Consider the following 17,722-nt stretch of genomic DNA (forward strand, 5'->3'; position numbering starts at 1 on the left):
ATGTGAATTCGCCCAAAGTGCAACGGGATTCCGGCGCTACCTACTCGCACGCCAGCGGGCGACCTGCTGCCCGATCTCGGTGACCGGCGGCTCCTGGTAGAGCCATTCACGGGCGATCCGGTGCCAGTTGTTGGTGGTTTCCAGCTGACCCAGCGCGGCGAAAGTGAACAGATCAGCTCGGCGGGAGAACACATGTTCGGCGGGCAGTCGCTGCTGGCGCATGCCGCGGAACTCGGCCGCGCGCGGATCGATGGCGAGAATCAATGCGCCGGTGGCCAATTCGGGAGTGATGGTGATCTCCTCGTCGCCCAGGTGCCAGCCAGCGGCCGCCCAGACGTATTCCAGGACCTCCGCCGCGTCGACGCCGGAGTCGGGATCCATGATGTCGTGGCGGACCCACAGGTCGTACAGATCGTCGGCCCGGTACTCGCTCGCCGCTTGCAGGCAGGCCCGCTCGAGCTCGACGTGCACCGGGTTCATGCTGTGGTAGAGCCCGAAATCGACGAAACCGAGCCGGCCGTCGTCGGCGAGCATGATGTTGCCCGGATGCGGGTCGCCGCAGAATTCGAAGTCGGTGAACAGGGAGCTGATGTAGAAGCGGTAGATCAGTTCGCCGATCCGATTGCGGTCCGCGTTCGGTAGCTCCCGGATCTGTTGGTACGGCTTGCCTTCGAGGAACTCTGTCACGAGAACGTCTGGGCCGCAATATTGTTCGATGCTGTCGGGCACGGTGACGAACGGATGGCCGACGTAGCGCGCGGCGACCCGGTGCTGGGTGTGCGCCTCGCGGAGGTAGTCGAGCTCGCTGCCGATATTGCGCGCGATCTCGTCGAGTACGTCCGCGTCGGCGGCGCTCGGCAGCATGGATTTCCACAGCTTGCTGAACAGCGCCAGGTTCCGCATATCGGCTTCGACGGCGTCGTCCACGCCCGGATACTTGACCTTCACCGCGACCGCCCGCCCGTCGCGCAACCGGGCCCGATAGACCTGACCGATCGACGCCGCGGCGATAGGGGACTCGTCGAAGTCGGCGAAGACGCGCGCCATCGGCCCGAGATTGCCCTCGAGCACCTGCCGCATGGCGGGGAACGCCACGGATGGCGCCTGATCGCGCAGTTCGGCCAGCTTGACCCGGAACATCTCCCGATGCGCCTCCGGCAGCAGGTCGACGTCGAGCACGGAGAGCATCTGGCCCAGCTTCATCGCCGCGCCCTTGAGCCCGCCGAGCACTGTGACAAGTTGTTGTGCCGCTTGCAAAGTCGACCGTTCGGACAGTCGCTGCCGGGCCTGCTCGGTGCGTCCGATCATCGATAACCGGGTGCCGACTCCGCGCACCGCCTGTCCCGCGGCCAGGCGACCCAGCTTGCTGCCGCGCGCGAGGCGACCCCTCGGTACTCGATCGCCCACTGTCGCACCTCCATTGGCGAACCTGCCGCGTGATGGCACTCACTCTTGCATACTCGAGCCGGACTAAACTGAGCAAAGCTCATTTTCGAGCACGAGCAGGCAGGAGTACCCGATGCCGCCGAAAGCCGCAGGAGAGCGCCGCCGTCCGACCCAGGAACGGGCCAAAGCCACCCGGGAACACATCCTCGACACCGCCGCGCAGCTGTTCGGCGAACGCGGCATCGCCAACACCTCGACCAACCGGATCGCGACCGCGGCCGGGGTCAGCATCGGCACCGTCTACCGCTACTTCACCGACCGTTCGGTCATGGTCGAAGAGCTGCTCCGGCGCTTGCTCGAGAATGTCGAGCGGCGCTTCTCCCAGCGGGTATTCGGCTTGGGTGAGCGGCCGACCGAGGAGATGATCTACGGCGTCCTGTCGGTCATCGCCGATGAGTTGGTCGAAAACGCACTGCTGGTGCGGGCGCTGGTCGCCGGGGTGCAGTTCTACAACAGCGGCATTCCCGAGTTCGAGCCCCGGCTGCGGCTGCTGATGAAGGTGCTGGTGATCCAGATGCTCGGCCCCGGCGACGACCACGAGTACGACCTGATGACGTTCGTGCTGATCAACACCGGTTTCGCGGCGGTGTTGCGAGCCAGTGCGCTGGAAGTGGACGCGGCGTCCCGCGCGGAGTCGATCCACATGACCGCCCGGATGATGGCCGCCTGGCTCGATGCCGAAATCACGGCCGTCAAAAAGTGAGCACCTCGCTAGGTACGCCCTCACTCTGCTCAGTCCGAACTCCTCGATGAGCCATCGATTCCCCTGGTAACCGGGTGCGGGTGCGCTCGTCGGTGGTATGCGGAAAGAGGAGTAGAAGGTGAGCGCCCGCTCGGTTTACCGTTGCTTCCACGAGGAATGGCAAGGAGGCCACCGGTGACGATCGAGAGTCTCGACCGACCCGAGCTCGGTGCGCTCGGGCGACAGATTTCGTTGTCGGCGCGCGAGATCGACGCGCTGACCCGCACCGTGATCGACCACGTCGCGGCGGCCGGGCCGTTCTCCGGCGCCGCGCTGCACGGCGAGGTCAAAATCGTGGTGCGCATCTGCCTCGACTGGTTGATCCATCGGTTGAACGGGCATCCGGGGCCCGCGGGTACCGACAGTCTCGAGGGCGCGGCGGCCGGGTGCGCGCATGCCGGAATTCCGATCGATACGGTGCTGCGCGCCGTGAACGAGACGTTCAAGACCGGGCTCGACCTGATCGCCCGGCTGGAGCCGGCGGACACGGTTGGCGTCGTCACCGGGATCGGGCGGGTGGTCGAGCTGTCCAAGCTGGTCACCGGTGCGGTGAGCAAGGCCTACGTCCGGGAGTACAAGGCCGACGCTGCCGAACATCAGACCGCGACGCACAACCTGACCTCCGCGCTGCTCGGCGGTCAGCCGCCGGCGCACGACTTGCTGGTTGCCGCAGAGTATTTCGTGCTCGCCCTCGCTGTGCCCGGGCATCCCGACGAAGACCGGCCCGGGCTCGATCGGCAGGTTGTCGCCCGGCGCAAGCTGCGTCGTTTGCAATCGGCGCTCGCGGCGTTGCTCGATGGTGCGGCGCTGTCGTTGCTTTCCGTCGACGGGGGAACCGTGCTGGTGCCGTGTACCGCGAGCACCGATGCCGAACTCGACGGACTGGTGCAGGCGTTGGCCGAGGCGGCGCTGGTGCCGATCACCGCGACCGTGGTCAACGCGCGGCCCGACGAGGTGCCGACCGCGGCCCGGCAGGCGCACGAACTTCTCGATACCGCGCAGCGAATGGGGCTGGATCCCGGGCTGCACCGATTCGCCGAATTGGCGTTGCAGCACCAGCTCAGCCGTCCCGGGATCGCCCGTGAGGTGCTCGGCAACCATCTCACGCCGCTGGACGAGCATCCAGAACTGCGAGATACGTTGCAGATCTACATCGACGCCGACCTGAGCAGGTTGCGCGCGGCCGAACGCCTCGGCGTGCACCCGAATACCGTCGACTACCGGCTGCGGCGGATCGGTGAGCTGACCGGTTTCGATCCGGCCCGGGCGAGCGGATTGTGGTATCTGCGTTCGGCATTGATCGCCCGACGGCTTGCCTGATCCCGCCGAATTGTAGGCAACTGTGCCAAAACGAGCGGCCCGATAGCTGTGAGCTATCCAGTTCCGGGTCGTGGGCACGCTTTCCCTGCCTGATGATCGTTAGCGTCGAAGCCGAGCAGGAATTCGGTCACCGGCCGGCAGGAGGACATGTGCGCACTGCGTTCCGCGACCCCGGGATTCCCGATGGTGAGAAGTCCGTGTACGCCATTGGCGTCCCCGATCAGGCGCAGGCGTTCGAGCTGACGAGCGTGGTGACCCGGGCGGAGCACGACTACCACTCGACCGTCGAACTCCGTGCGGGCGACGGGAATCCGACGATCACCGTCGAGCAGCGGTTCAGCCGGGTGGGTGGCTGGTTGCGCGCGGCCGACTATCGGGCCGAGACGCGTTCGCAGCACACCGTGGTCTCCCGCGAGGAAGCGCACTTCCTCGACACCACCCACCTTCAATTAAGCAGTGGCGTAGGGCCTTTCCCGTCGAACGTAGTGCCGTTTGTCGGGGGACTGACACTGCTGCGCGGGTTGGATTTCGCCGAAGGAGCCGAGACGTCGTTGGACATGTGGCTGGCCTTCTCCGTGCATTGGCCGGTCACGGCGCGAGTGCTGAAGCGGACAACCGTAGATGTCCCCGCGGGCCGATCAGCCAGCTGGCCCGTGCACCTACGACCAGGCTTCGCCCACGTGAACAGCTTGCTGGACAAGATGATCGGCGGGTTCATCCCCTCCGCCATCGCCTACTTCGAAACGGACCCACCACATCGATTGGTGCAGTTCAGCTTCCCGACCGAGCCGACCACCGCACCACGCGGGCTGATGGAATTGGTTGCTTAGCAAAGAATCTCGCTCGGTCGGCAAGTGTCAGATCGACCACCAGCAGGCGGCGGATCTCGGGTAGCGTGCGCGCGGCCGTGTACCAGCACCAATTCATGCGAGTGAGGTTGCGGTACCGGGCGTCAAGCGCGCCGCGAGAAGGTGATGTGGGTGACGCCGCTGGGCGTCGAAACCATCTCGACGTCGTAGGCGTCCTCCAGGGACTCCAGGCCGTCCCAGAGCCGGACGCCGCGGCCGAGCAGAATCGGGACCTGCACAACATGCATCTGGTCGACGAGACCCGCTCGCAGGAAGTCACGGACGACGGACGGCCCGCCACCGATGCGAACATCCTGGCCCCCGGCGGCGTCGCGGGCGACCGCCAGCGCCTCGGCGGGCGACGCGTCCAGGAAGTGGAAGGTGGTGCCGCCCTCCATCTCGATCGACGGGCGCGGGCGATGCGTGAGCACATAGGTCGGTGTGTGGAACGGGGGATTGGGACCCCACCAGCCCTTCCACTCGGCGTCGTCCTGCCAGCCCGGCGGACCGAACTTGCCTGCTCCCATGATCTCGGCGCCGATTCCGGGGTTGAACCGTTCGGTGAACGCGTTGTCCGCACCGGTGCTGCCGCCCGGAGTACCGAACATCCGATTGCCGAACTGGGTGGCAAACATCCACTCGTGCAGTCGTTCTCCCGCATGACCGAACGGCGCGTCGGGCGCTTGGCCTTCACCGGTGGCGAAGCCGTCGAGTGAGACAGAAAAGTTGTGGATCCGGACGAGGGACATCAGATACTCCGATCGGTCAAGCGGTTGTACTTCGCAATCGCTGGTGGAACCATATACGGTAGCGATTGCTTATTGCAACCACTTTTCCGCGCGGCTCGCGCAGTGGCGAGGCGTCGACAGTATGGATCGCACTCGGTTCTAGATTAAACGCAACGTTGCGTCTACTCTGACGACGTGACCAACACCTTGCAGAGTGAATCCGTGCTGTCCGTCCTCGACCGTTTGTTCGCCGCGGCAGCCGTCGAGGACGAAGACCCTTCCCCTTGGCCCGCGGGCCGCTCGTACGCCGACGCCTCCGCGCAGGAGCGTGCGGATATACTCCAAGACGTCCTCATGCCGATCTCCGCGCGCGGCGGCACGCTGCTGTACACGCTGGTCCGGGCGGCACGGCCGCAGACTGTCGTCGAGTTCGGTACGTCGTTCGGGATCTCGACCATCTACCTGGCCGCCGCGGTCACGGACAATGGCGTCGGGCGCGTGCTGAGCACCGAACTCAGCGCAACGAAAATCGCTGCCGCGCAAGCGAACCTGGCCGAGGCGGGGGTGGCGGAGGCGGTGACGATCCTGCCCGGCGACGCGCTGACCACCCTCGCCGAAATCCCAGGGCCGATCGGCCTCGTGCTGCTCGATGGCTGGAAAGACCTGTGCCTGCCCGTATTACGGCTCCTGGAGGACCGGCTTGCGCCCGGCGCCGTCGTGGTTGCCGACGACACCACCTTGGCGTCCATGGGCGACTACCTGAATTACGTCCGTGATCCGGCCAACGGTTACGCCTCGGTCGACTACCCGGTGGAAGACGGCATGGAGATCAGCTGCCGCACTGCTTCCGCCGCCTGACCGCACGCGGTGCCTGGTTGCTCCGCCCCGATAATCGGTCGTGCTCCGCACACCCTGGTTGCTACCGTTCAGCTATGAAGGTCACTTCACGAATCGCTGCCGCGGCCGCACGAGCTCTCAGCTCGCCGGTCGCTGCCGCTTGACCTTTCTCCCATGCCGGCGACCGGAAACGGTCCGCTGGTGTGCGTCGGTTCTGTTGCCGGACTTGCCATGTGCGGTCGCTTCCGGTCGATTTCACCTCGATGGAGCAACCACCATGATCACCACAGACCACACTGTTCAGCTCTTCCTCGACTTCTTCCGCGAACGCGGGCATGAACTCACGCCGGGCGGATCGCTCATACCTTCGCCGGGGGACCCGGTGCTGTTCACCACCTCCGGAATGCACCCGTTGACCCCCTACCTGATGGGCCGGCCGCACCCGCTTGGCCGGCGGCTCACCGGCAGGCGGCGATGCCTGCGCACCACCGATCTAGACGAGGTCGGCGACGAGACCCACCTCACCGTGTTCGAGATGCTCGGGTCCTGGTCGCTCGGCGACTACGCACGAGTCGTGGCGCACGTGGGACGAACTAGGCTTGCCGGTCGAACCGACCACGGACGAGAACTGGTGGTCCAACGGCCCGACCGGGCTCTGCGGACCCGATTCCGAGATCTTCGTCTGGACGGGAGACGAAATGCCTAGGGGCACACCGATATCCGATGACCGGTGGGTAGAGGTATGGAATCACGTGATGATGCGATACATCCGCCATTCGGACGGCTGTCTCGAACTGATGCGCCGTCCCAGCATCGACACCGGCCTGGGCCTGGAGCGGTTGGTAGGAATTCTGCGGAACACGCAGTCCGTCTTCGAGATCGACGTTTTCCAACCGTGGCTGAGCACGCTGCCTCGAATCTGGAGTCCGTTGGATGAGCGGTCGCTGCGAGTGCTGTCGGATCACCTGCGATCCAGCATCGTCATCATCGGTGACCAGGTCACGCCGTCCCCGTCCGGTCGCGGTTATGTACTGCGTCGTTTGATCCGTCGTGTTCTGACCACGCTGTGGCGCGACGATCCGACTCGCACCCTGTCCGACCTGCCGATCGAGCTGGTGGAACACACCCTCGAGCATTTCCGGCAATCCGTTGACCCGAGCGAGGTACGCACCGTCCTGCTCGATGAGGAACGCAAATTTGACGTGCTGCTTCAGCGGGGACGAAAGATATTGTTCCGCAGTCGTTTTACTGGAACTTTGACCGACGACGACTACCGCTATTTGCATGATACCCACGGCCTGCCACGCGATCTCGTGGTGTACCTGAACGCCGAAGCAGGTATCAGCTGACCGATCAGCGGGTCCTTTCGCGGCGCATGATGGAATTGGCGTATGGACGAGATCATCTTCCGGTCCGCGACGATCGATGACCTTTCAGCGCTGGTGACGATGCTCGCCGACGACGCCCTCGGCAGCGTCCGCGAGTCCGCGGACGATCTGGGCCCCTACCGCGCGGCCTTCGCCGAGATCGACAACGATCCGCGCCAGGAGCTGCTGGTCGCTGAGCGCCACGGCGCCGTAGTGGGCACAGCACAGCTGAGCATCCTGCCCGGACTGGCCCGCAAAGGGGCAGTCCGGGCACAGATCGAGGCGGTGCGGGTAGACCGACCGCTGCGCGGCCACGGTCTCGGATCCCAATTGATCGAGGAATGCGTACGTCGCGCCCGCGAACACGGCTGCACCCTCGTGCAATTGACCTCACACGCCAGCCGAGTGGACGCACACCGCTTCTACGACAAGCTCGGATTCGAAGCCAGCCACGTAGGTTTCAAACTGACGCTCGCCGACAGTTCGAATCACTGACGGACGCCGCGGAGGCCTCGAAACCCCGCCTCGTTAGTACGAGCAGGAGCCGGTCTGGGCGTCGCGGGAGCCGGTCAGGTAGGCGCGCTGGTCTTCCGGTGAGCGGGTCTGCCATTCGGGTGACGATTGGGTTGTGGTGATCAGTTCGTCGACGAACTTTGCTGGGGTCCAAGTGGAGTCGGCTTTGTTGCGGGAGGTGGCGTCGGCTATGAGGGTCAGTACTTGTTGGCAGGTCGTGTGACGTAGCTGGGTGGACGCGGCCGGTGTTGTCGCTGCTGCTGCGGCGGAGGCGGAGAGGATCTGCTGCACGGTGGCGCGTTCCGCGTCGCCGTCGATCGAGCAGCTGGTCAGCGTGGCGGCGGCGATGAGAGCGGTCGTGGCGACCTTGAACAGAGACATCTCGAAGTTGGTCCTCGGTAGTCGCGCAATCGGGTTGCGAAGGCTTCATGGGGTCGAGACAGGCTGCGGCGCAACCCGACTCCGATCTTCGATTGACAGTACTGCCACGGATTCGGGTTGCGGCCCAGGCAAATGTGGAGGTGTTGTGCAGCTCTTGTGGAGGTACTCGGTGCGACGCCGTCACCGGCCTGATTTTGCTGTGTCTCCGCGGGTGACGAGAATGGCTCTATGGTCGAAATTGTGCTGGTCCGGGGGGATATCACCGAGCAGGATGTGGACGCGGTGGTGAACGCGGCGAATTCGTCGTTGCTCGGTGGTGGGGGTGTGGACGGGGCCATTCATCGCAAGGGCGGTCCGGCGATCCTCGACGCTTGTCGTGATCTGCGGGCGTCGCATTATGGGAAAGGGCTGGCGACCGGGAAGGCGGTGGCGACGACCGGGGGGAATCTGCCCGCGCGATGGGTGATTCACACGGTCGGGCCGGTGTGGTCGGCGCAGGCGGATCGTTCGGCGTTGTTGGCCTCTTGTTATCGCGAATCGTTGCGTGTGGCAGATGAATTGGGTGCGCAGACGGTTGCGTTCCCGGCTATCTCCACCGGGATCTTCGGCTGGCCGATCGATGACGGTGCCCGGATCGCGATCGAAACTGTGCGGGCCGCTGATACGGCGGTGCGGGAGGTGCGTTTCGTACTGTTCGGCCCGGAGGCGTATGACGCCTTCGCTGCGGCTGTGTGAATTCCGCGCGGTATCTACGCCGAGCGCCCCTTCTGTTCGAACATGCTGTCAGTCCAGGCAATTTCGGTACACTTGCATGCGGTGAAAGTGGTGCGGAAGTCACCTCTACTTGGCTGAGCGACGCGCCCGATTCCTTCATCGAACGCAGCTTCGACACCCTATTTCCGAGTGCAGGGGAACCGACATGAGCATCAGCGAACAAATCACCGCCGGCCAGCTGGACAATCTCACGTTTCAAGGCAAGCTCGAGGACGGCCACCTGGTCCCCGGTGGCCTGCTCGGCGACCAGGCCGCCATGGACGACATCGAGGTCGGCATCTACGTGCTGGAGAAGGACGGCACGCTGATCGCTTGCAACAAGACCGCGATCGGCGCCTGGGGACGCACTCCTGAACTCGGCACGAGCGAGAAGTACTGCGGCGCGTTCCGCCTGCGTTACCCCTCCGGTGAGGTCATGCCGCACGAGGCGGCCCCGCCGTCGGTGGTCATCAACAACGGCGGCACCGTCCGCGACGCCGACGTCATCTGCGAACAGCCCGACGGTTTCCGGCTGCTCGCGCTGGTCAACGTCTTCCCGATCCGGGACGACTCCGACGAGGTCGTCGGCGCGGTCAACATCCTCCGCCACAACACCACCAAGACCGTGCCCGGCCTGCTGGAATCCGCCGGCGCCAGCTGAGCACCGCTTCCCGCAGCGCCTCTGCCGGCAGGAATCGTCAGCCGGGAGAGGCGCTGCGCCCGTGTTCAGGTCTACCGCGATTGCTCGACCACCGAGGTGAATACTGCCTGCATCGTCTGGATGTAGCGCTGAACGGATTCGTGGGCGACTGGTGTGTCCGGGAAGATCACGCTGAGCGAGGTTTCCGCGGGCATGCGGTTGATCCAGAGGAGGACTTCTTCGGAGGCGGCGCGGTTGGCGTAGATGCCGCCGTTCACCAGGTCGAAGAATTCGTGGCCGGCGAAGTCGCGGGCATCCACGTAGGAGATCATCGGGGTTGCCCAGCCGGGGCGGACGTCGAGGTCGGTGTCGGCGGGGAGTAGTTCGAGTACGCGATGAAATGAGGTGGGCGCGAGGCGGATTCCGTTCTCGTAAGCGCTCTGGGCGATGGGTGCCGCGCGGTCGAAGGTGGTGGCCGCGATGGGGAAGGCGACCGGGACGAGGGTGACATACCAACCCACAGAGGCACGTTCGGCGGCGGAGGTGCGGGTGCTGATCGGGGTCATGCCGAAGTAGTAGTCGCCGCCGGTGAGTTCGGCCTCGGCCAGCGCCGCGGCCGCGAAGATACCGCCGACGAACTCGGCGCCGTGAGCGCGGCAGACCAGTTCGAATCGGCGGGCGTCGGCCTCGGTGAGCAGGGTGATGGTGCGATGCGCGCTGCGATTGTAGCCATCGGTGCGCTTGCCGAGATCCAGAGGGAAAGAGGGCAATTCGCCGTCGTTGCCACGGATCAGCTCCAGCCATTTCCGGACACCGGCCGACGTGAGCGTCAGCTGGGCGGTGTGCTCGCGCTCCGCCGTGCAGTATTCGAGGTAGCTGGCGGCGGGCTCGAGGATCTCGCCGAAATTCCAGGCCTCCCGCGCGTACAGGTAGGCCAGGTCCGAGCAGGACAGGTACTGGCCGAGCCCATCGGTGTGCAGGTGATCCACCGCGAGGTAGACCGTCGTCGACTCGCCGTGCACGATCGCGCCGAAGGAGAAGCAATCCCATTGGGACGGCCCGGGAGTCGTCTTCTGCACATGCTCCCGGATGGCCTCCGCGTCGTCGAATTCACCGCAGTCGATCGGCGCGAAATCGACCACGTCCGCGTCGATCAGGTGTCGCCGGATAGTGCCAGCGGAGTCGATGGCGAACCACGTCCGAAAGGTGTCGTGGCGCACCAGGAATGCGTTGATGCTGCGGGTCATGGCGGCCTGATCGAGGTCGCCCATGGGGATCTCGACGGTCACCAGGCACAGACCCGAGTAGCGAAAGTCGGCTGCCGCGTGCCGATCTGCCAGCCGCAGATACTCTTCCTGCTGGTGCGACGGCGGTGCCGGATGCACCGGCGCGGTGGCGGCGCGCGCCACCGAATCCGGTGTGGCGGTCCAGGTCACCAGCCGACCCGGCGCCGGGTTCCACTCGTCGATCAGTCCCAGGTCGATCACAGCGCGCCCACCGGTTCGGAAATCGGTTGCGGCCGGCCGGGTTCGGCGGCGAGCACGAGTTCGGCCACCTTCGGCCCGGCCTGTTCCAGGCTGAACGAGCGACCCATCTGCATCGACATCAGATCGATGCCGAGGGTCTTGGTGACCCGCGCCCCGAGTTCCACCGCCATCAGGGAGTCCAGGCCGAGTTCCGGTACCGGCACCGTCAGGTCGATCGAATCGACCGGAACCCCCATCACCACGGCCAGCTCCGCGGCCATCTTGCGGGCGATGAACGGCCCCCGCTTGTTGTCGTCCAAATCGACCAGTTCGGCACGCAGCCGGGCCAATTCGGAGGTGTCCTTCGCCGACGTCTTGGCCAGTTCGATCGTCCGGCCGGTGCGGGCGAGCTGCGGGAAGGTGCCGGTGAGCTTGGCCCAGTCGGTCGGGATGATCGCCGCCCTGGTGTCCGCCAAGCGCAGGGTCTGCTCCAGATACGCGGTGGCATCGGACATGTCGATCGGCCCGAAGCCGACCAGGTCGAGGTATTTGGTCGCCGTCGCGTCGGCGGCCATCCCGCCCGTCGCCCCGGAGAGGTGACCCCATCCGACGCACAGCGCCCGCTCGCCGGCCCTGGTCCATTGCTCGGCCAGCGCCTCGACCGCGACATTGGCCGCGCAGTAGTTGTACTGGCCGTAGATGCCGTACATCGAGCCGCCGGAGGAGTACAGCACGAACATGTCCAGCCGGATACCCGCGTCGCTGACCGCTCGGTGCAGTGCGCGCGCACCGTGCACTTTCGGCCGGTACACCTGCGCCAGCTGTTCGTGCTCCATGAGGTCGATCCGGTTGTCCGACACCGAGCCTGCCGCATGGAACACCCCACGCAGCGGACGCTCGGCAGCGTGCGCCCGGGCAACCACCGCGGCCACGGCGTCGGCGTCGGTCACGTCGACCAGCTCCTCGATCGCCTCGACTCCTACGGTGCGCCACGCCTCGAGCTGCCGCCGGGCCGCCTCGCTGGTCGCACCGCTGCGACCGAGCAGCACCAGCCTGCGCGCGCCACGCAGCACCAGCCAGCGGCCGGTCGCCATGCCGAACCCACCGAACCCGCCGGTGACGAGATAGGTTGCGTCGGCACGGATCTCGATGTCGGGCAGATAGGGCCGCACCGGCGGCTCCGGTGCGTCGATGCGCAGCGCGATCCTGGTGAGCCCGGCGGAGCGGATGACTTCCTCGAAAGCGGTTCCCACGTCCTCGGTTTCGAACATCCGGTAGGGCAGTGGCCGATAAACGCCGGCCAGCACGTTCTCGTACACCCGTTGCAGCAGACCGGCCAGCCGCTCCGGCCGGATCGCGACCAGGCGGTCGAGATCCATCGAGTAGTAGGCCACGTTCTTGTCGAAGTTGGCCAGCTCGAGCAGCCCGCCGGTGTAGATGTCGGCCTTGCCGACCTCGACGATGCGCCCGAATTCGGCGACGGCGTTGAAGTTCTGGCGCAGGATCTCGCCGGGCGCGCTGCTCAGCACGACCTCGACGCCGACACCGTCGGTCAGGGCGAGCACGTCGTCGACGAAGTCGAGCGAACGCGAGTTGATCGCGTGATCCGCGCCGAGATCAAGGATGTGCTGCCGCCGTTCGTCGGTGCCGGCCGTGCCGATGATCCGCGCGCCGCGCGCCTTGGCGACCTGGATCGCGGCCGTGCCGACACCGCCTGCCGCGCCGTGGATCAGCACCGTCTCGCCGGGTTCCAGCCGCGCCAGCTCCAGCAGTCCGTACTCGGCGGTGGCGAAAGCGATTGCGCTGGTGCAATATCCGGGATCGGTGTCGGCGGGCAGGGGGATCACCAGTTGCCGATCGATGAGGGCGTAGCGCCGCATCATGCCTTTGGCCGCGACGGCCACCAGGTCACCGGCGGAGAAGCCCTCGATGCCTGCGCCGACCCGCACCACGGTGCCGACGCCCTCCATGCCGGGGACGGTGCCGAAATAGGTCGGCGCCAGCTCTCGTTCACCGAGCAGGCCGATGACCTTGAGCGGATCCTTGTAGTTGAGCCCGATCACCTGCATACGGACCTCGACCTGGCCGGGGCCCGGCGCTTGGCGGGGGCACTCGCGCCAGGCCAGCGCCGACAGCAGACGGGTGCGGGGGAGTTCCAGCTCGAAGTTGGCCTCAGGGTCGGTGAGTGGCTCCGCGGTGTCGTGTGCCGCCAAGCGGTTGGGGAGCGGCTTGGTCACCACGGGCGCCCAGCGCTTACCGTCGCGAAGCAGCACCTCGTCGGCGTTGTCGTACGAGAATGCCCCGGGCACAGCAAGTTCCGTGACCAGCTCCGCGATGCTGGTATCGGGTGCCACGTCGATCAGCCGCCATCGCAACGGTGTCTGCTCGTTCAACAGCACCCGTCGTGCCCCAGCCAACGCGGACTGGCGGGAGTCCGGCGCGATCGTGCTGTCCGGCAACGTGAATGCCCGCTCGGTGACCAGCGTGGCATGCACCGAACCGTCGCCGAACACCGTCTGCGGCGTCTGTTCGTCGGTCTGCGGGTTGGCGAATCCGTGGATCGCCACAGCGATCCGCTTCAAAGTCCACAGGTCCGCCAGATCGTCGGTACCGGCACCGGCCACCACACAGACGTGGAGTCGTGCGGTCTCCGCCGTATTGGCCTGCCGTAGGACCTCGACCAGTTCGGCTTCGAGTTCCGCGCCGGCCGAGTCGACGAGGTGCTGCCGTGCCCCCGGGACCGTGGCCGCCAATTGCTCGGCCCGGCTGCTTCTCCCGAGCGCGACGACGACCAACGTCGCCGAGTCGGCGTCGGGCAGGGCGGCCGGATCGATGGGGTCGCACTGCTGGATGGTCTCGCGATAGTAGAACTCGACCATCCGATGCAGCGGATCATCGCCGGGCTTCAGCGCGCCGATCTGAAGGCCGGTCAACCGCAGCACGAGGTTATCGTCGGCGTCCAGCACGTCGACGTCGGCCCGCAATCGCGCCTTCGGATCGCGCCGGGCGACCACCGTCGCCTGCTCGGGGATCGGTGCGAGCAGCCGCACCGCGGCCACCCCGACCGGCACCATGACGCCCTCGTTGATCCGCTCGTCGGCGAACAGCATTGCCGCGGTTTGCATTGCCGCGTCCAACACCGCCGGATGCGCGAGATGGCCGGAGTCCGCGGCGATCGTGCCGTCGACCGTCGCCACCGCGAGGTCCCGGCCGACCCGCACCGAGGTCACCCGCCGGAACGCCGGGCCGTACTGCAAGCCCGCCGCGGTCAGTCCCGCGTAGAACATCTCCGGATCGATATCGACGCCCACGTCGATCGTGGGAACCGTGGCCTTCGTGGGCAAGTGGCTGCCGGTCAGGGTGCGGCCGTGTGCGTGCACGGTCCACGCCGTGCCGGTCGCGTTGCGCGATCGGATCAGGAACCGGCCGCTCGACTCCTCGATGCTCAACGCCATGAGCGGCACATCCGGCGCGGCCATGATCAACGGTGCGACGAAGCGAACCTGTTCCAGCGCAACGCGTTTGACCCCGAGCCGAGTTGCCGTCGCGCTGAGCGCGGCATCCAGGTACGCGGCGCCCGGCATGATCCGCACCCCGTTGACCACATGATCGGCCAGCCAGGGCAGCAATTCGGAACCGACCTGCAACAGCCAGTCCGACCGTCCCTCGACATCCGGATCGCCGAGCATGGCATAGCTGTCCGGTGTGCCGAGCCGAGCCTGCTCGAACAGCGGCAGCGTCGAATGCAATCGCGTTCGCTGCCACGGATAGCGGGGGAGCGGCACGTGCGCGGTGACGGGGGCGTCGTCCGGGAACAACTGGTCGGGCTCGAGCACCCCGGCACTGTAGAGACCGATGAGCGTGCGCCGGACGCTCGCCGAATCGGGTTCTTTGCGATCCAGAGTCGGCACGGTGGTGCCGTGCACGTCCGCGTCGACCAGGGCCTCGCGAATATTGCCGGACAGCACCGGATGCGGGCCGACCTCCAGGAAGACCCGGCTGCCCGCGCCGATCGCCTTCGTCACCGCGTCGTGGAAACGCACCGGCTGCCGGACATTCGCGCACCAGTACTCGGCATCCCACTCGGCGGCGGTGACGAGTTCGCCGGTGACGGTCGAATACAGCGGCACCCTCGGCGGCCGTGGCGACAGGTCGGCCAGTTCGGTGCGCAACGCGTCCAGGATCGGATCCATCAACCGGCTGTGATACGGCACCTCCACCCGCAATCTGCGCGCGAAAGCCGCCTCCTCGGTGAGTGTTTCGGCGATCTCGTCCAACCGGTCCGGATCGCCGGACAGGGTGAGCGAGGTCGCGCTGTTGATCGCCGCGATATCCACGCGCGGGTCGTCCGCGACGAGTTCGCGGGCCCGATCGAGCGGCAACCCGACGGCCAGCATCCCGCCCGATCCCGCGGTGGTCGCCTGCAACCTGGCCCGGTGATAGGCGACTCGAACCGCGTCACGCAGCGTCAGCATCCCGCTGACGTACGCCGCAGCGACCTCGCCGACGCTGTGCCCGACGATCGCGGCGGGTGAAATCCCGTACTGGGCAAGCTCACTCACCAATGCCACTTGGACGAGGAAGTTGGCAGGCTGGGCGACCTCGGTCCTCGTCACCCGCGATTCGGCTTCGGGTTGCAGCAGTGCGTCGATGATCGACCACTCGGCGAGCTTGCCGAACTCGGCATCGATCTGCGCCGCCGTCTCGGCGAATACGCCACCGGCGCAGAGCAACTCACGCGCCATACCCCACCATTGCGGCCCCATACCGGAGAACACGAAGACCGGCTCCGCATTGCGTGACGCGACGGTGCGCACCGCGTCACGACCCTCGCCCGCCGCGAACTGCCGCAGTTCGTGCAGCATGTCGCCGGCCTCGCCGACCAGCACGCCGGTGCGGAACTGGTGGTGCGCCAGCCGGGTCCACGCGGCCTCGGCCAGCCGCTGCGGGTCGGCACCCGTCCCGATCAGCTCGGCGAAGCGACCGGCGATGGCACGGGCGGCGCCCGTGCTGCGGGCTGAGATGGGCAGAATGCCGAGGTGGCGCGCGGGCTCGGTGGATGACGCTGTCGACCCGAGGTACTCCTGGAGAATCGCGTGGCCGTTGGTGCCGCCGTAGCCGAAACCGTTGACCGCGATCGTCATCGGATCCGCATCCGGCGGCAGCGGCTCGGCGTCCACCTGGATGTGCAGGCCGAGTTCATCGAGCGGGATATCCGGATTCGGCTTGTCGAGCCAGCCCTGCGGCGGAATCACCCGATGCCGAATTGCCAACGCCGCCTTGATGATGCTCGCGATTCCGGCGGCGGCCTCGGTGTGGCCGAGGGTCGCTTTGACCGAACCGACGCCGAGCGACCTCGACCGTCCGGCCGGAGCGCCGAAAGCCCGTCCGAGCGCGCGCAATTCGACGGGATCGCCGACCAGAGTGCCGGTGCCGTGCGCCTCTACATAGGTGATCGCGTCCGGTGTCAGCCCGGCGCGGGCACACACCGTGCGGGCCAGCGACTCCTGCGACTCGGCGTTCGGCACGGTGATCGCCGTGGTCCGCCCGTCCTGATTCGCCCCGGTGGCCTTGACCACGGCGTAAATTCGATCACCGTCGCGCACCGCGTCATCGAGCCGCTTCAGCACCACCATGCCCGCACCCTCGCCGCGACCGTAGCCGTCGGCGGCCGCGTCGAAGGACTTGCACCGGCCGTCGGCGGCAAGGAAGCTGCCCTTGCACATCAGCACGAAGGTCTCCGGTTGCAGCATGACGTTCACGCCGCCGGCCAGCGCAACGTGACAGTCGTCGTTTTCGAGCGCCTGGCAAGCAAGATGGAACGCCACCAGTGACGACGAGCACGCCGTGTCGACGGTGAGCGCGGGACCGGTCAGGTTGAGCGCGTAGGCGATTCGGTTGGAGAGCATGGTGTACGACGCGCTCGCCGGGGTGTGCATGTCGGTGTGGAACAACGCCGGACCGACCACACCGATCACCGACTGATCCACCACGAATCCGCCGACGTACACACCGACCGGCGCGCCCGCGGCCCGCCCCGCGACGCCCGCGTCGTCGAGCGCCTCCCAGGTCACCTCGAGCAACAGGCGCTGCTGCGGATCGAGCACAGTCGCCTCGCGCGCCGAGATGCCGAAGAAGTCCGGGTCGAACTCCCACGGATCGGTCGTCATGAACGCGCCGTGCTTGGTGTAGCTGCGGCCGGGGGTGCGCGGTTCCGGATCGTAGTAGCGGCGGTAATCCCAGCGGTCCGGCGGAATCTCGACCACGCCGTCGCGTTTGTCGAGAACGAAATCCCAGAACGTATCCGGCGAGTCGATGCCGCCCGCATATCGACACCCGATACCGACAATAGCGATATCCGACACGTAGGCCCTCCAATACGGTCGTTCTGCGCCGCCGCACGAATCGACGAAGCGTAAAACAAAGTCCAACACAATAGGCAAACCGGGCTCGATCATATCGACGCCGATAACCGGTACCCGGAAATTCTGGAGATCGCTGCACTGCGACCGGTGATCGTCTGTGAAATGTCCTGATTCAGTGCCCTTTACGGCGCTACCCAGCGGTGATCGCGGGCAGGCCAGGCGGCTATAGGTACAGTTCACAGGCTGGTCGGCGCTCGAGTTGTGCCCTGTTGGAATCTCCGATCGCCGGTGTTCGTGCCGTGGTATCCCTTGGTAC

At 66.4% G+C, this 17,722-nt stretch carries 14 protein-coding genes; 9 read left to right on the forward strand and 5 right to left on the reverse strand.

The window, feature by feature from the left end:
* Positions 1-36: 36 nt before the first annotated feature.
* Positions 37-1,407, reverse strand: coding sequence for an AarF/ABC1/UbiB kinase family protein (locus AB0M22_RS26780; RefSeq protein ID WP_364732257.1), 1,371 nt, complete (start codon positions 1,405-1,407; stop codon positions 37-39).
* 112 nt (positions 1,408-1,519) lie between these two features.
* Between AB0M22_RS26780 and AB0M22_RS26785 the strand changes: the two genes are divergently transcribed.
* The 3 genes from AB0M22_RS26785 to AB0M22_RS26795 all read left to right on the forward strand — a co-directional run bounded on the left by AB0M22_RS26785 (position 1,520) and on the right by AB0M22_RS26795 (position 4,338).
* Positions 1,520-2,149 carry a TetR/AcrR family transcriptional regulator gene (locus tag AB0M22_RS26785; protein ID WP_364732260.1) on the forward strand — a complete coding sequence of 210 codons (630 nt, stop codon included), beginning with the start codon at positions 1,520-1,522 and terminating at the stop codon, positions 2,147-2,149.
* A gap of 174 nt (positions 2,150-2,323) precedes the next feature.
* Positions 2,324-3,508 (forward strand): helix-turn-helix domain-containing protein, encoded by a 1,185-nt coding sequence (locus AB0M22_RS26790; RefSeq protein WP_364732262.1) that lies wholly within the window; start codon positions 2,324-2,326, stop codon positions 3,506-3,508.
* A gap of 149 nt (positions 3,509-3,657) precedes the next feature.
* Positions 3,658-4,338, forward strand: coding sequence for a hypothetical protein (locus AB0M22_RS26795; RefSeq protein ID WP_364732265.1), 681 nt, complete (start codon positions 3,658-3,660; stop codon positions 4,336-4,338).
* Positions 4,339-4,460: 122 nt separating this feature from the next.
* Here AB0M22_RS26795 and AB0M22_RS26800 read toward each other — a convergent pair whose 3' ends face one another.
* The gene (locus AB0M22_RS26800; protein ID WP_364732267.1) at positions 4,461-5,105 is read right to left on the reverse strand and encodes a dihydrofolate reductase family protein; all 645 of its coding nucleotides are present in this window, start codon (positions 5,103-5,105) and stop codon (positions 4,461-4,463) included.
* Positions 5,106-5,279: 174 nt separating this feature from the next.
* Here AB0M22_RS26800 and AB0M22_RS26805 point away from each other — a divergent pair, with 174 nt between their 5' ends.
* From AB0M22_RS26805 to AB0M22_RS26820, 4 genes are all read left to right on the forward strand, one after another.
* Positions 5,280-5,942 carry a class I SAM-dependent methyltransferase gene (locus AB0M22_RS26805; protein ID WP_364732270.1) on the forward strand — a complete coding sequence of 221 codons (663 nt, stop codon included), beginning with the start codon at positions 5,280-5,282 and terminating at the stop codon, positions 5,940-5,942.
* 256 nt (positions 5,943-6,198) lie between these two features.
* Positions 6,199-6,627: an alanine--tRNA ligase-related protein gene (locus AB0M22_RS26810; RefSeq protein WP_364732273.1), complete on the forward strand. Its 429-nt coding sequence runs from the start codon at positions 6,199-6,201 to the stop codon at positions 6,625-6,627.
* Positions 6,521-7,270 (forward strand): alanine--tRNA ligase-related protein, encoded by a 750-nt coding sequence (locus AB0M22_RS26815; protein ID WP_364732275.1) that lies wholly within the window; start codon positions 6,521-6,523, stop codon positions 7,268-7,270. The genes AB0M22_RS26810 and AB0M22_RS26815 overlap by 107 nt, the downstream gene beginning before the upstream one ends.
* 42 nt (positions 7,271-7,312) lie before the next feature.
* On the forward strand, positions 7,313-7,783 hold the full coding sequence (locus AB0M22_RS26820) for a GNAT family N-acetyltransferase (RefSeq protein WP_364732278.1): 471 nt from the start codon (positions 7,313-7,315) through the stop codon (positions 7,781-7,783).
* Positions 7,784-7,816: 33 nt separating this feature from the next.
* On the opposite strand, the gene AB0M22_RS26825 is transcribed toward AB0M22_RS26820, so the two are convergent.
* Complete coding sequence (locus AB0M22_RS26825) at positions 7,817-8,182, reverse strand: hypothetical protein (RefSeq protein ID WP_364732280.1); 366 nt, start codon at positions 8,180-8,182, stop codon at positions 7,817-7,819.
* 228 nt (positions 8,183-8,410) lie between these two features.
* On the opposite strand from AB0M22_RS26825, the gene AB0M22_RS26830 reads away from it, so the two are divergent.
* Together AB0M22_RS26830 and AB0M22_RS26835 are read left to right on the forward strand one after the other, a co-directional pair.
* Positions 8,411-8,917 carry an O-acetyl-ADP-ribose deacetylase gene (locus AB0M22_RS26830; protein ID WP_364732283.1) on the forward strand — a complete coding sequence of 169 codons (507 nt, stop codon included), beginning with the start codon at positions 8,411-8,413 and terminating at the stop codon, positions 8,915-8,917.
* A gap of 184 nt (positions 8,918-9,101) precedes the next feature.
* Entirely contained in the window at positions 9,102-9,596 is a 495-nt protein-coding gene (locus AB0M22_RS26835) for a PAS domain-containing protein (protein ID WP_364732286.1), read from the forward strand.
* Between the two features lie 71 nt (positions 9,597-9,667).
* On the opposite strand, the gene AB0M22_RS26840 is transcribed toward AB0M22_RS26835, so the two are convergent.
* Together AB0M22_RS26840 and AB0M22_RS26845 are read right to left on the reverse strand one after the other, a co-directional pair.
* Entirely contained in the window at positions 9,668-11,062 is a 1,395-nt protein-coding gene (locus AB0M22_RS26840; protein ID WP_364732288.1) for a condensation domain-containing protein, read from the reverse strand.
* A complete protein-coding gene (locus AB0M22_RS26845) occupies positions 11,059-17,406 on the reverse strand; it encodes an SDR family NAD(P)-dependent oxidoreductase (protein WP_364732291.1) in 6,348 nt (2,115 codons plus the stop codon). Before AB0M22_RS26845 ends, AB0M22_RS26840 begins: the two co-directional genes overlap by 4 nt.
* Positions 17,407-17,722 lie beyond the last annotated feature (316 nt).

It is taken from the genome of Nocardia sp. NPDC051756, assembly GCF_040681495.1.
In the GTDB taxonomy this organism is placed as follows: Bacteria; Actinomycetota; Actinomycetes; order Mycobacteriales; family Mycobacteriaceae; genus Nocardia.

Excerpts from the sequence above, each read along its gene's own strand:
- AB0M22_RS26810 (WP_364732273.1), top strand. The coding sequence starts at position 6,199 with ATGATCACCACAGACCACACTGTTCAGCTCTTCCTCGACTTCTTCCGC.
- AB0M22_RS26785 (WP_364732260.1), top strand. The coding sequence starts at position 1,520 with ATGCCGCCGAAAGCCGCAGGAGAGCGCCGCCGTCCGACCCAGGAACGG.
- AB0M22_RS26800 (WP_364732267.1), bottom strand. The coding sequence starts at position 5,105 with ATGTCCCTCGTCCGGATCCACAACTTTTCTGTCTCACTCGACGGCTTC.
- AB0M22_RS26830 (WP_364732283.1), top strand. The coding sequence starts at position 8,411 with ATGGTCGAAATTGTGCTGGTCCGGGGGGATATCACCGAGCAGGATGTG.
- AB0M22_RS26825 (WP_364732280.1), bottom strand. The coding sequence starts at position 8,182 with ATGTCTCTGTTCAAGGTCGCCACGACCGCTCTCATCGCCGCCGCCACG.
- AB0M22_RS26820 (WP_364732278.1), top strand. The coding sequence starts at position 7,313 with ATGGACGAGATCATCTTCCGGTCCGCGACGATCGATGACCTTTCAGCG.
- AB0M22_RS26835 (WP_364732286.1), top strand. The coding sequence starts at position 9,102 with ATGAGCATCAGCGAACAAATCACCGCCGGCCAGCTGGACAATCTCACG.